The 13635-nt window shown below is 76.9% G+C and carries 10 protein-coding genes; 3 read left to right on the top strand and 7 right to left on the bottom strand.

The features are described 5' to 3' along the window. Genes Cph01nite_RS09190 through Cph01nite_RS09175 form a run of 4 tightly spaced genes read right to left on the bottom strand, consistent with a single transcriptional unit; the run spans position 1 to position 3801 of the window. Positions 1-447, bottom strand: a complete 447-nt coding sequence (locus tag Cph01nite_RS09190; protein WP_203673479.1) for a hypothetical protein — start codon at positions 445-447, stop codon at positions 1-3. Next, positions 444-1463, bottom strand: a complete 1020-nt coding sequence (locus Cph01nite_RS09185) for a uroporphyrinogen decarboxylase/cobalamine-independent methonine synthase family protein (protein WP_203673477.1) — start codon at positions 1461-1463, stop codon at positions 444-446. The genes Cph01nite_RS09190 and Cph01nite_RS09185 overlap by 4 nt, the downstream gene beginning before the upstream one ends. Then, complete coding sequence (mnmA, locus tag Cph01nite_RS09180) at positions 1460-2596, bottom strand: tRNA 2-thiouridine(34) synthase MnmA (protein WP_203673475.1); 1137 nt, start codon at positions 2594-2596, stop codon at positions 1460-1462. The genes Cph01nite_RS09185 and mnmA overlap by 4 nt, the downstream gene beginning before the upstream one ends. Continuing rightward, positions 2596-3801 carry a cysteine desulfurase family protein gene (locus Cph01nite_RS09175; protein ID WP_203673473.1) on the bottom strand — a complete coding sequence of 402 codons (1206 nt, stop codon included), beginning with the start codon at positions 3799-3801 and terminating at the stop codon, positions 2596-2598. The genes mnmA and Cph01nite_RS09175 overlap by 1 nt, the downstream gene beginning before the upstream one ends. A gap of 147 nt (positions 3802-3948) precedes the next feature. Here Cph01nite_RS09175 and Cph01nite_RS09170 point away from each other — a divergent pair, with 147 nt between their 5' ends. Beyond that, complete coding sequence (locus tag Cph01nite_RS09170; RefSeq protein ID WP_203673471.1) at positions 3949-4941, top strand: phosphotransferase family protein; 993 nt, start codon at positions 3949-3951, stop codon at positions 4939-4941. A 51-nt stretch (positions 4942-4992) separates the two neighbouring features. On the opposite strand, the gene Cph01nite_RS09165 is transcribed toward Cph01nite_RS09170, so the two are convergent. After that, positions 4993-5973, bottom strand: a complete 981-nt coding sequence (locus Cph01nite_RS09165) for an electron transfer flavoprotein subunit alpha/FixB family protein (protein WP_203673469.1) — start codon at positions 5971-5973, stop codon at positions 4993-4995. Between the two features lie 49 nt (positions 5974-6022). Beyond that, positions 6023-6817, bottom strand: a complete 795-nt coding sequence (locus tag Cph01nite_RS09160; RefSeq protein WP_203673468.1) for an electron transfer flavoprotein subunit beta/FixA family protein — start codon at positions 6815-6817, stop codon at positions 6023-6025. 103 nt (positions 6818-6920) lie between these two features. On the opposite strand from Cph01nite_RS09160, the gene glgX reads away from it, so the two are divergent. After that, entirely contained in the window at positions 6921-9128 is a 2208-nt protein-coding gene (gene glgX / locus Cph01nite_RS09155) for a glycogen debranching protein GlgX (protein ID WP_239069158.1), read from the top strand. A gap of 31 nt (positions 9129-9159) precedes the next feature. Continuing rightward, on the top strand, positions 9160-10815 hold the full coding sequence (locus Cph01nite_RS09150) for an FAD-binding dehydrogenase (protein ID WP_203673466.1): 1656 nt from the start codon (positions 9160-9162) through the stop codon (positions 10813-10815). A gap of 27 nt (positions 10816-10842) precedes the next feature. Here Cph01nite_RS09150 and glgP read toward each other — a convergent pair whose 3' ends face one another. Beyond that, complete coding sequence (gene glgP, locus Cph01nite_RS09145) at positions 10843-13413, bottom strand: alpha-glucan family phosphorylase (protein ID WP_203673465.1); 2571 nt, start codon at positions 13411-13413, stop codon at positions 10843-10845. Between the last annotated feature and the right edge of the window lie 222 nt (positions 13414-13635).

Here is a 13635-nt window from a genome sequence, read left to right as displayed (position 1 = left end):
TCACGAGGCGTCGGGGGCCGGCGCGGGGCCGGGTGGACCGCCGCGGCCGGTCGCGGCGGCGCGCCGCGCCGTGCGGGCGGTCACCAGCACCAGGACCGTGCCCGCGATCCCGCCGACCGCGAGCGCCAGCGCACCGACCGTGACGGCCGCGGGGACGGACGCGACGACGACCTCGCGCCGCTCGCCGTCGACGTCCCACACGCACACGGCACGGGCCGGGAGCGCCTCGTACCGGATCTGCACGCCCGACCCGGCCTCGTACGCGGCGAGGCACGGCTCGGTGCCCGCGGCGGACGCCCGCAGGGTCGTCGTGCCGATGCCGAACCACCCGACGGCCAGGACGACGACGCCGACCAGCGCCAGGCCGGAGGTGACGAGCAGCGCGAGCGCGCGCCGCCGCGACGGTGGGCGACGCCGCGTGGGCGGTCCGAGAGGTGCGCCGCTCATCCCTCGGCCCGCTCCGCGACGAGGCCGGCGGCGCGGACGAGCCCGGCGAGCGCACCCCGCGCGAGGTCGGGAGTCGCCCCCTGCGGGGGTGCACCGGCCAGCAGGACGACGTCCCGCAGCCCGGCGGCGTCCAGCCCCAGACCGCGCCACGGGCGCAGCAGGACGTCGGCCTGGCCGACGACGTCGGGGCCGGAGCACTGCGAGGACGCCTGCGGGGGCAGCTCGGCCCACAGCGCCTTGCCCGACTCGACGACGCCCGCGACCTCCTCCCAGCCGCGCTCGCCGATCCCGGCGACCGCGAGCGCCGCGCCGTCCACGGACGACGCGCGGACGGCCGCCAGCGCGGACCACGCGCTGCCACCGTGCACCACGACCGCGGACGCACCGGCCGCCCGTACCGCGTCGGCCAGGGTGTCGAACCCCTCGGCGACGACCGGCCCCGGGACGCGGCGCAGCGGCGCCCGGCCCGAGAACCCCGGCACGGCCCCGGCCAGCACCGGGGCGAGCAGCGGCTCGCGCAGCAGCACCCGCACCTCGGCGCCGGGGACGACGCGGCGCACGTCCGCGACGCGGGCGGCGATCCCGTCCGCGCTCGACGCGACCGCGTCGCGCAGGGCGCCCGGGTCAGACAGCACCTTGTCGCCGCGCGCCAGGTACACCTCGGCGGCGAACGTGAACGGCCCCAGGACCGGGAGCACCAGGCCGCCGGCGTACCCGTGGGCGGCCACCGCGAGGGCGTCGAGGTCCTCGCGCGCGAACGCCCGGGCCCGTTCCAGGTCGCGCCCGGGGCGGTCGGCGAGCTTCCAGCCGTGCGGGCCGAGCTCGGCAGGCAGGTCCGTGAGCAGCGCGACGGCCGTGCCTCTCGCGTCACCCCACGGCCCGCGGGCGGGCAGCTGCACGGCGAACGGCCACCCGTCGACCTCGTCCGGCGTGTCGACGAGGTCGCCGACGACCGTGGTCGCGGCCTCGAGCGCGTCGGTCCCGGGCCAGGGGCCGACGCCGCTGACGGCGGTCACGCGTGCGTCCCGGCCGCGGCGGGGTGCTCGGCGCCGACGAGGTCCCGGGCGGTGCGGGTCGTGGACACCGTCGCCTGCCCGACGACGCGCGTGCCGTCATACAGCACGAGCGACTGCCCGGCGGCCACGCCGCGCAGCCCGGCGCCGGCCACGTCGAGGGTCACGGCACCGGCGTCGGCCGCCACGACGCGCGCCGGCACGTCGGCGCCGTGCGCGCGCACCTGCACCGCGCACGTCGAGCCCACGGGCGGGACGTCCCCGAACCACACGGCCGCGTCGCCTCGCACCTGCGCGACGTCCAGCGCCTCGGCCGGTCCGACGACCACGCGACGCTGCACGGGCTCGACCGCCAGCACGTAGCGGGGCCGTCCGTCGGGTGCGGGGCGGCCCAGCGCGAGGCCGCGCCGCTGCCCGACCGTGTACGCGTAGGCGCCGTCGTGCGTCCCGACGACCTCGCCCGCCTCGTCGACGACGTCGCCCGGCTGCTCGCCCAGCGCGCGGCGCAGGAACCCCTGGGTGTCCCCGTCGGCGACGAAGCAGATGTCGTACGAGTCGGGCTTGGCCGCCACGGAGAGGCCACGAGCGACGGCCTCGGCGCGCACCTGCGCCTTCGACCCCACGTCGCCCAGCGGGAAGACCGCGCGGGCCAGCCGCTGCGGGCCCATGACCGCGAGCACGTACGACTGGTCCTTGGCCGGGTCCGCCGCCCGGTGCAGCTCGCGCGCACCGTCGGGCCCGTCCACGACCCGCGCGTAGTGCCCGGTGCACACGGCGTCGAAGCCGAGCGCGAGGGCCTTGTCGAGGAGCGCCGCGAACTTCACGTGCTCGTTGCACCGCACGCACGGGTTGGGGGTGCGCCCGGCGGCGTACTCGGCGAGGAAGTCCGCGACGACGGTCTGCTCGAACCGCTCGGACATGTCCCACACGTAGTACGGGATGCCGAGCACGTCGGCGGCACGCCGCGCGTCGGACGCGTCCTCGATCGAGCAGCAGCCCCGCGACCCCGTGCGCTCCTGGGCCGGCGTCCGGGACAGCGCCATGTGCACCCCGACCACGTCGTGCCCCGCGTCGACGGCCCGTGCCGCCGCGACCGCGGAGTCGACGCCCCCGGACATCGCCGCGAGCACGCGCATCAGACACCCACCAGCGTCGACAGGCCGGCGGCACGTGCGCGCTCGACCGCCCCCGGCAGCGCCGCGACCGCGGCGTCGACGTCGGCCGCGCTCGAGCCCGCCCCGAAGGAGAAGCGCAGCGCGCCGCGCGCGTCGTCCTCCCCCACGCCCATCGCCAGCAGCACGTGCGACGGGCGCGGCACGCCCGCCTGGCACGCGGAGCCCGTGGAGACCTCGACGCCCGCGGCGTCCAGCAGGTACAGCAGGGAGTCGCCCTCGCAGCCGGCGAACGTGAGGTGGGCGTTGGCGGGCAGTCGACGGGCAGCGTCGGCCGGGCCGCGCAGCGTCGCGCCGGGCACGGTGGCCAGGACCCGGCGCACGAGGTCGTCGCGCAGCGCCCCGACGCGGGCCGCGTGCGCGTCGCGCTCCGCCACAGCGTCCTCCACGGCGACCGCGAACGCCGCGAGCAGCGCAGGGTCGAGCGTCCCGGAGCGCACGCCACGCTCCTGGCCGCCGCCGTGCAGCACCGGGGTCAGCTCCAGGCCGCGGCGGACCAGCAGCGCGCCCGTCGAGCCGGGCCCCCCGACCTTGTGCCCGCTGAGCGTGACGGCGTCGACGCCGCACGCCCCCAGGTCGACGGGCACCTGCCCCACGGCCTGCACGGCGTCGGCGTGCACGGGCACCCCGTGCCGGTGCGCGAGGGCCACCACGTCGTCGAGCGGCTGCAGCGCGCCCACCTCGTTGTTCGCCCACATGACGGAGACCAGCGCGACCGTGTCCGCGTGCGCCTCGAGCTCCTCGCGGAGCGCGTCGACCTCCACGACGCCGTCGCCGTCGACCGGCAGCAGGACGAGCTCGGCGCCGGCGTGCTCCGCGAGCCAGAACGCGGGGTCGAGGACCGCGTGGTGCTCGACCGCCGAGACGACGACCCGGCGGCGCGCGGTGTCGTGCGTGCGCCGGGCCCAGAACAGGCCCTTGACCGCGAGGTTGTCGGCCTCGGTGCCGCCCGCCGTCCACACGACCTCGCTGGGTCGGGCGCCGACGGCGGCGGCCAGCCGCTCCCGCGCCTCCTCGACCGTGCGGCGCGCGGCGCGGCCCGCGGTGTGCAGCGACGAGGGGTTGCCGGTGTGCGCGAGCGCCGCCGTCAGCGCGGAGAGCGCCGCGGGGCGCATCGGCGTGGTCGCCGCGTGGTCGAGGTAGACCGCACGGGGGCGGGGAGCACTCACACCCCCAGTCTACGAACGCGTCCACGGGCGGGCGTGCCGGCACGTCCCCCACGCCGGCACGTCCCCCACCAGGTCCCTCCACCTTTCCCCCGCACCGGAGGGCGAAAACTGCGCGGGGCCGCGCGCCGATGCTGGCAGGATGTTCGCGTGAGTGCCGACGACGTCATGGCGCTGCCGCTCGCCTTCGGCGGGCAGCGGCTCGACTGGCGTGACCTGCCGCGGGCGGTGCGCGAGCGCATCGAGTCGCTGGCCGGTGCCCGCGTGACGGCGGAGATGTCGGCCACCAGCGGCTTCTCCCCCGGCTTCTGCGCGGTGCTCGAGCTCACCGACGGCCGCGCGGTCTTCGTCAAGGCCGTGTCCTCCGACCAGAACCCGCACTCGCCGGAGCTGGCCCGCGCCGAGATCCGCGCCGCGCGCGCCCTGCCGCCGCACGTGCCCGCCCCCACGCTGCGCTGGTGGGACGACGACGGTGACTGGGTGCTTCTCGGGTTCGACGCCGTGCACGGCCGCTCCCCCGAGCTGCCCTGGCGCGCCGACGACCTGGCGCTGGTGCTCTCCGCGCTCGACGACCTCGCGCACTGCGCACCCGCACCGGGTCACGACCTGCCGCGCACCGAGGACCTCCTCGCCGACGACTTCACCGGGTGGAGGTCGATGCTGCAGGCGACGCCCGCCCAGCGCGAGGTCGTCGCCGAGCTCGTCGACGAGCCCGGCCGCTGGGCGGTCGACCACCTGGAGGACCTCGCCCGGTGGGAGCAGGACGCCCTGCGCGTCGTGGCCGGTGACACCCTCGTCCACGGCGACCTGCGCGCGGACAACGTGATGATCGAGGACGGCCACCAGCGGGTGTGGCTGATCGACTGGCCGCACGCGAGCGTGGGCGCGCCGTGGATCGACCTGGCGTTCATGCTGCCGAGCGTCGCCCTGCAGGGCGGCGCCGGCGACCCCGCCTGGCTCTTCGCCCGCAGCGCGGCGTCGCAGGGGGTGAGCGTCGACGACCTGCGGGCCGCCCTCGCCGGGCTCGCCGGCTACTTCGCGTGGTCGTCGGGCCAGCCCGCGCCCACGGGCATCCCGAACCTGCGCGCCTTCCAGGCCGCGCAGGCCGGCGCGACGCTGCGCTGGCTCCGCGACCTGAGCTGAGCTGGTCCTCGCCGCCCGGCGGCACGGACCGGCCCGGCCGGAGCGCCGGGGTCAGCCCTGCAGCCGGCGCAGCTCCGCCGCGGCCTGCGGCAGGACGGCGAACAGGTCCCCGACGACCCCGAAGTCCGCGATCTCGAAGATCGGCGCGTCCGGGTCGGAGTTGACCGCCACGATCGTGCCCGAGGCCTGCATGCCGCCGCGGTGGTGCACGGCGCCGGAGACGCCGGCGCCGACGTAGAGCCGCGGCGACACCGTCACCCCCGTCTGGCCGATCTGCGCGTCGTGGCCGATCCAGCCCTCGTCGGTGGCGACGCGGGTCGCTCCCACGGCGCCGCCGAGCACGTCCGCGAGCTCCTCGACGGCCGAGAAGTCGCCCTCGGTGCCGCGTCCGCCCACCACCACGACGTGCGCGGAGCCCAGGTCGGGGCGGCCGGAGCCCGCCAGCTCGGTGCGCTCGACGAGCCGCACCCGGGTCGAGGAGGCACGCACCTCGACGGGCAGGTCCACGACCTGCGGCGACGACGGCGCCGCCGCGTCCTGCGCGACGACGGAGTTGGCCTTGACCGTCACGACGGCGGTCGGTGCGCTCACGGCGCACCGCGTCGTCCACGTGCCGGCCAGCACGGTCTTGTGTGCGACGACGCGCCCGGCCTGCACCTCGAGCCCGTCGACGTCGGTCACGACGCCCGCGCCGGTGCGCACCGCGAGACGCGCCGCGGCCTCCTTGTTCTCGAACGACGAGACGAGCAGCACCAGCGCCGCACCGGACGCCGCGAGCGCGGCCTCCAGCCCGTCGGCCAGCACCGCCGACAGGTGCACGTCGGTGTCGGTGGCGAGGCGGTGGACCGTCGTCACCCCCTGGGCGGCGAGCGCCGGCACCGCCGCGGCGACGTCCTCGTCACCGGCCCACACGCCCTGCACGCCCGCGTCGCCCGCGAGCTCACGGGCGAGCGTCAGCAGCTCGCGGACCGGCGGGCGCAGCGTGCCGTCGGCGGCGTGGTCGAGCAGGACGAGCACGGGGGTGGCGGTCACGGCGGTCCTCCGGGGTGGGGCGAGCAGGCGGTGGCGGGCGGGACCGGCGTCAGACGAGCTTGCGCTCGACGAGCCAGGCGGCCAGGCGGGTGCCGGCGTCGCCGGTGTCGGTGAGCAGGACCCGGTCCTCGCGCGGCGGGCGCGCGGCGGCCTCGAGCACCTCGGTCCGGGCGCCCGCGGCGCCGACGGTGCCGGGGTCGACGCCCAGGTCCGCGAGCGTCAGCGTGGTGACGGGCTTCTTGCGCGCCGCCATGATGCCCTTGAAGTTCGGGTACCGCGGCTCGTTGAGCCCGTCGGTCACCGACACCAGGACGGGCAGGTCCGCGCTGAGCGTCTCCGTCGCGTGGTCGAGCCGGCGCGTGACGGTCACGGTCCCGACGGCCGGGTCCACTGCGAGGGTCGAGGCCAGCGGGAGCGCCGGCAGGTCGAGCGCCTCGGCCAGCGCGGCGGGCAGCAACGACGTCAGCCCGTCGAGGCCCGCCATCCCCGTGAGCACCAGGTCGACCGGCGCGTCGGCACCGAGGTGACGGACGGCCGCCGCCAGGACGGTGGCCGTCCCGATCGCGTCGGACCCCGCGACGGCGTCGTCGAGCACGTGCACGGCCTCGTCGGCGCCCATCTGCAGGCCCTTGCGGACGGCGTCGACCGCGTCGTCCGGCCCGACGGTGAGCACGACCACGTGCCCGTCGTGCTCCTCCGCGAGCGCGAGCGCGGCCTCGACCGCGTTCTCGTCGAGCTCGTTCAGGGTGCCGTCACCGCCGTCGCGCACGACGCGCCCGTCGGGACCGAGCTGCCGGTCGGACTGGATGTCGGGGACGAACTTCACGCAGACGACGATCCTCACCCTGCGAACGTTACCGTCCGGACCCCGGGGGCCCGTGCACCGTGTTCGCCAGGTGGAAACACGCGCGACACGACTCGGACGCGCGTCCTGGCACCATGGCCCTGTGAACGACACCGCGACGACCGGCCCGCTGCGCGGTCCCCTCCGCCTCGGCGTCCACGTCACGGCCACCGGCGTCGACGTGGCCGTGCTCGCGCCGCACGCGACGTCCGTCGACCTGTGCCTGCTCGACGGGCCCGTCGACGCGCCGGTCGAGCGCCGGGTCCCGCTGTCCGGGCCACGGCTCGGGGTGTGGTCGGCGTCCGTCCCGGGCGTCGGTCCGGGCCAGCGCTACGGGCTGCGCGCCGACGGGCTGTGGGAGCCCGCGTACGGGCTGCGCTACAACCCCGCCAAGCTGCTCGTCGACCCGTACGCCCGCGGCCTGGTCGGCGAGCTCGGGTACGGGCCGCAGACCTACGGCCACGTCGTCGGCGACGACCTGACGGGCGACCCGTACGGGCCGCGCGACGACCGGGACTCGGCGGGGCACGTGCCGCACGGCGTGGTCGTCGACACCCGGGCCCTGCCGGGTCCCGACCCGGCGGCCAACCGCCCGTGGACGCCCTGGTCGCGCACCGTCGTCTACGAGGCCCACACCAAGGGCCTGACGCACCTGCACCCCGACGTCCCGCCGGAGCTGCGCGGGACGTACGCGGGCCTGGCGCACCCGGCGGTCGTCGACCACCTGCTCGGCCTGGGCGTCACGGCGGTCGAGCTGCTGCCGGTCCACGCGTTCACCTCCGAGCCGCACCTGGTCGCCAAGGGCCTGACCAACTACTGGGGCTACTCGACGCTCGGGTTCTTCGCGCCGCACGCCGCGTACGCGACGGCCGCGGCACGCGCGGCCGGACCCGCCGCCGTGCTGCAGGAGCTGCGGGCGGCGGTCCACGCGCTGCACGAGGCCGGCCTCGAGGTCCTGCTCGACGTCGTCTACAACCACACCTGCGAGGGCGGCGCGCCCGGTCAGCACGTGTCGTGGCGCGGGCTGGACAACGCCTACTACTACGCGCACGACGGCGCGGTGCCCGCGACGCTCGTCGACGTCACCGGGACGGGCAACGCCCTGGACTTCCGCCGCACCGGCGTCGTCGCGCTGACGCTGGACTCGTTGCGGTACTGGGCGGACGTCGTCGGCGTCGACGGGTTCAGGTTCGACCTCGCGGTGACGCTGGGGCGCGGGACCGACGGGTTCCGGCCGGACCACGCGACCCTCGTCGCCGCCGCGACCGACCCGTCGCTCGCAGGGCTCAAGCTGGTCGCGGAGCCGTGGGACGTCGGACCCGGCGGGTGGCGCACGGGTCAGTTCCCCGCCCCCTTCGCCGAGTGGAACGACCGCTTCCGCAACGCGGTCCGCTCGTTCTGGCTCGCCGACCCCGGGCGCGCCGCCCACGGGCTGCCCGGGCACCGGGTGCGCGACCTGGCGACGCGGCTGGCGGGGTCGGTCGACCTGTTCGGCCACGGCTCCCCGCCCTTCGTGCGCGGGCCGCGCGCGTCGGTCAACTACGTGACGGCGCACGACGGGTTCACGCTGGCCGACCTCGTCGCCTACGAGCACAAGCACAACGCCGGCAACGGGGAGCAGAACCGCGACGGCTCGGACGACAACCGGTCGTGGAACCACGGCGTCGAGGGCCCGGTCCAGCGCGACTCGCCCGCCGCCGACATCGCGCCGCTGCGCCGCCGGTCGGTGCGCAACCTGTTCGCGACGCTCGTGCTGGCGGCGGGCACCCCCATGATCACCGGGGGGGACGAGATGGGCCGGACCCAGCGCGGCAACAACAACGCGTACTGCCGGGACGACGCGACCTCCTGGGTCCGCTGGGACCTGACGCCCTGGCGACGCAACATGCTGGCGACGGCCCGGCACCTGCTGGCGCTGCGGCGCGACCACCCGGCGCTGCGGACCGAGACGTTCTACTCCGGCCGGCCGCGGACACCCGGCGGCCCGCCGGACCTCGGGTGGTACGGAGCGGACGGCGCACCGTTCGACCACGACCGCTGGCACGACACCGCGATCCGCACCTTCCAGATGGTCCGCGCCGCCCCGGCGCCCGACGACGACCAGGTCCTGCTCGTCGTCAACGGCGCGCTCGACGCCGTGGCCGTCCAGCTGGCCGACGGCGAGGGGCCGCCGTGGACCCTGGCGTGGGACTCGGTGTGGGAGCACCCGTCGGAGGTCTCGACGGCCGCGATCTCCGGGGGCCTGCACCAGGCGGTCGGCTCGGTCACCACCGTCGAGCCCCTGAGCATGCGCGTCTACGTGCGCCCCTGACACGCCCCGACGACGGCGGTAGCGTGCGCGCATGAGGCACGCCCACGACGTCGTGGTCGTCGGCGCCGGGCTCGCGGGCCTGGTGACGACCGCCGAGCTGCTGGCCGCGGGCCGGCGCGTGCTGCTGCTCGACGCGGAGCCGCCCGCGAGCCTCGGCGGCCAGGCGTGGTGGTCGTTCGGGGGCCTGTTCCTCGTCGACTCCCCGGAGCAGCGTCGCCTGGGGGTGCGGGACGGGGCCGAGCTGGCCCTCGCCGACTGGTACGGCTCGGCGGCCTTCGCGGACGACGGCTCGGACCGGTGGGGACGCGCGTGGGCCGAGGGGTTCGTCGAGTTCGCCGCGGGCGACCTGCGCCCGTGGCTGCGCCGCCAGGGCGTGCGATGGTTCCCGCTCGTGCAGTGGGCCGAGCGCGGCGGCTACCTCGCGGACGGGCACGGCAACTCCGTCCCACGGTTCCACGTCACGTGGGGCACCGGTCCGGGCCTCCTCGAGCCGTTCGTGCGCTCCCTGCTCGCCGGGCACCGCGACGGCCGCGTCGAGGTGCGGTTCCGGCACCGGGTGACCGCGCTGACGACCACCGACGGGCGTGTCACCGGCGTCCGCGGCGACGTGCTGGCGGCCGACCGGGCCGGGCGCGGGGCCCCGTCGTCCCGCACGGTGGTGCGCCCGTTCGAGGTCGAGGCGCCCGCCGTCGTCGTCGCGACCGGCGGCATCGGCGCCGACCACGACCTGGTCCGGGCCGCGTGGCCGGCGCAGGCGGGCCGCCTGCCGCGGCGGATGCTCTCGGGTGTGCCGGACCACGTCGACGGGTCGGGGATCGCGGCCGCACGCGACGCCGGCGCGCTGGTCGCGCACACCGACCGCATGTGGCACTACCCCGAGGGCGTCGCCAACCACTCCCCCGTCTGGACGGCGCACGGCATCCGCCTCCTGCCCGGGCCGAGCGCGCTGTGGCTCGACGCCGACGGCCACCGCCTGCCCCCGCCGCTGTTCCCGGGATTCGACTCCCTCGGTGCGCTGCGGCACGTCACCGCCCGCGGCGACGACCACTCGTGGTTCGTGCTCGACCGCACGATCCTCGGCACGGAGCTGGCGCTGTCCGGCTCGGAGCAGAACCCCGACCTCACCGGCCGGGACCTGCGCCTGCTCCTGCAGCGCGTGCGTCGCGGCGCCGTCGGCCCCGTCGAGGCGTTCGCCGAGCGGTCCGCCGAGTTCGTCGCGGCCGCGACGCCGGACGGGCTCGCCGCGGGCATGAACGCCCTCACCGGGACCTCGCGCATCGACCCCGACGCGCTCGCCCGCACGATCGCGGCGCGCGACGCGCAGGTGGCCACGGGCCTGGGCAAGGACCTGCAGGTCACCGCGACGGCGACGGCCCGGCGGTACGTCGTCGACCGGGCGGTCCGCGTGGCACCCCCGCACCGCCTGCTCGACCCCGCGCACCGCCCCCTGTACGCGATCCGGCTCTCGGTGCTGACGCGCAAGACCCTCGGTGGCCTGGCCACCGACCTCGAGGGACGCGTGCTGCGGCCGGACGGCGAGGTGCTGCCCGGGCTGTGGGCCGTGGGCGAGGCGTCGGGCTTCGGCGGCGGTGGCGTGCACGGCCACCGTGCGCTCGAGGGCACCTTCCTCGCCGGCTGCCTGCACACGGGTCGCGTCACGGGTCGCGCCCTGGCCGCCGCGGGCTGACGCGCCCGGCGTGCCGGCGGCGCGTCGTCAGGTGGCCGTGGTGACCAGACCCGTCTCCGCGACGGACGTCAGCGCCTCGTGGCGCGGGACGACGCGGACCGTGTACCCGAACGGGCCGGTCGCGGTCAGCTCCACGTCGCCCGCGTAGCCGTACCGGTCGGCCTCGTACGTGTCGTCCAGCCGCAGTGCCGCGACCCCGAACGCGGCGATCTCGTCGTCCGGTCCCACGGGTCCGTGCAGCACCTGGACCTCGACGTCGTCGGGCGTCAGGTCGCCGAGCGCGACCCACGCCCGCACGTGCAGCCGGTCCCCCACCCGCGGAGCGTCGTCCACCCCGCCGGAGTCGACGTGGTCGACGCTCACCTGCGGCCACGCGGCGCGCACCCGCGCCTTCCAGTCGGCGAGCGCGACCGCTCCGGCCTTGTCGTCGGCGGCGAGGGCCGCGCCGGCGGCGGCCGCGGGCACGTAGAGGTGCGCCACGTAGTCGGCGACCATGCGCGTGGCCTGCACCTTGGGCCCCAGCGTCGCGAGGGTGTGGCGCACCATCGCCAGCCAGCGGCGCGGCGTGCCGTCCTCGTCCCGGTCGTAGAACGTGGGGACGACCTGCTGCTCGATCACGTCGTAGAGGGCCGCCGCCTCGGCGGCGTCGCGCGCGTCGGGGTCGTCGACGCCGTCCGCCGTGGGGACCACCCACCCGTTGTCGTCGTCGTGCCACTCGTCCCACCAGCCGTCGAGGACCGACAGGTTCAGACCCCCGTTGAGCGCGACCTTCATGCCGGAGGTGCCGCACGCCTCGAGCGGACGCAGCGGGTTGTTGAGCCACACGTCGCACCCCGGGTACAGCGTCGCGGCCATCCGCATGTCGTAGTCGGGCAGGAACACGATGCGGTGTCGCACGTGGTGCTGGTCCGCGAACGCGACGAGCTCGGACACGAGCCGCTTGCCGGGCTCGTCGGCGGGGTGCGCCTTGCCGGCGACGACGACCTGCACGGGCCGGTCCTCGTCGAGCAGCAGCGCCGCGAACCGCGCGGGGTCGGCCAGCATGAGGGTCAGCCGCTTGTACGTGGGCACCCGCCGGGCGAACCCGATGGTCAGCACGTCGGGCGACAGCGCGTCGTCGACCCACCGCAGGTCGGCGGACGACGCACCGCGCTGGTGCCAGGAGGCCCGGACGCGGCGGCGCACGTCGTCGACGAGCCGGGAGCGCAGCCGCCGGCGCAGCTCCCACAGCTCGGTGTCGCTGATCGCGCCCCCGTCCTCCCAGCCGCTGCCCGTCGCCAGGTCGTGCGGGCTCATCCGCCGGGAGGCGAGCGCCGTCATCTCGGGGGCGACCCACGTCGGCGCGTGCACCCCGTTGGTGATCGACCCGATCGGCACCTCCTGGGGGTCGAAGCCGGGCCACAGGCCGGCGAACATCTCGCGCGAGACCCGGCCGTGCAGCCGCGACACCCCGTTGGCGCGGCCGGCGAGGCGCAGCCCCATGAACGCCATGTTGAACACCAGGGGGTCGCCGCCCTCCTGGTCCTCGGCGCCCAGCGCGAGCACGTCCGCGACCGGCAGGTCCCCGGCGTCGTCGAGCGCCCGCACGTACTGCTCGACGGTCCGGCGCTCGAACCGGTCGATGCCCGCGGGCACCGGCGTGTGCGTCGTGAAGACGGTCGTCGAGCGGACCAGCTCGAGGGCGCCGGCGAACGACGAGCCCGCGGCGACGTGCTCGCGGATCCGCTCGACGCCGAGGAACCCGGCGTGCCCCTCGTTGGTGTGGAAGACGTCGGGTGCGGGCGAGCCGGTGAGCCGCGCGTGGGTGCGCAGGGCACGGACGCCGCCGACACCGAGCAGGAGCTCCTGCTCGAGCCGGTGGTCGCCGGCGCCGCCGTAGAGCCGGTCGGTCACGGCGCGGGCCGCGGCGTCGTTGGCGGGCACGTCGGAGTCGAGCAGCAGCAGCGGCACCCGGCCGACCTGCGCGACCCACACCTGCGCGTGCAGCGTGCGGCCCCCGGGCAGCGCGAGCCCGACGAGGGCCGGGCTGCCGTCCTCCTCGCGCAGCAACGTCAGGGGCAGACCGTCGGGGTCGAGCACGGGGTACGTCTCGGTCTGGCGTCCCGCGCGGTCGAGCCCCTGGCGGAAGTACCCGGCGCGGTACAGCAGGCCCACCCCCACGACCGGCACGCCCAGGTCCGACGCCGCCTTGAGGTGGTCGCCCGCGAGCACCCCGAGACCGCCGGAGTACTGCGGCAGCGCCGCCGCGACGCCGAACTCGGGCGAGAAGTACGCGACGGACGCCGGCAGCGCAGCCGCCGTCTGCCGCTGGTACCAGCGCGGCTGCTCGCGGTAGGCCCGCAGGTCCGACGCCGCGGCGCGCACCCGCGCGACCATCTCGGGATCGGCGGCGAGCCCCTCGAGCCGCTGGGGTCCCAGGGCGCCGAGGAACGCGACGGGGTCGCCGTCGACCTGCTCCCAGACGGCGGCGTCGAGGTCCGCGAACACGGCGCGCGTGCCGGGGTGCCACGACCAGCGGAGGTTGTGCGCGAGGTCGTCGAGATCGGCCAGGGGCGCGGGCAGGACGGTGCGGACCGTGAACCGGCGGATCGCTCTCACGGGCGCAGACTACGCAGAACGGACGGATCGCACAGCCCCCCGGACCCCCCGGACCCGGACGGGTGTCCGGGTCCCGGGCCCGCAGGTACGGCGGCGCCCCGCGGCGCGCCGCCCGACGCGCCGCCAGCGGATGCCGCCACCCCGACCGGCCGGATAGGTTCGGGACCGTGACGACTCCCCGCCGCCCTCGTCGCACGTCCCCGGCCACACCCCCGGGCCGCC

Origin of the sequence: Cellulomonas phragmiteti, from assembly GCF_016862775.1 — a bacterium.
Taxonomy (GTDB): Bacteria; Actinomycetota; Actinomycetes; order Actinomycetales; family Cellulomonadaceae; genus Cellulomonas; species Cellulomonas phragmiteti.
Note: the sequence above shows the minus strand (reverse complement) of the source record. Positions and strands in the feature narration are given on the sequence as shown.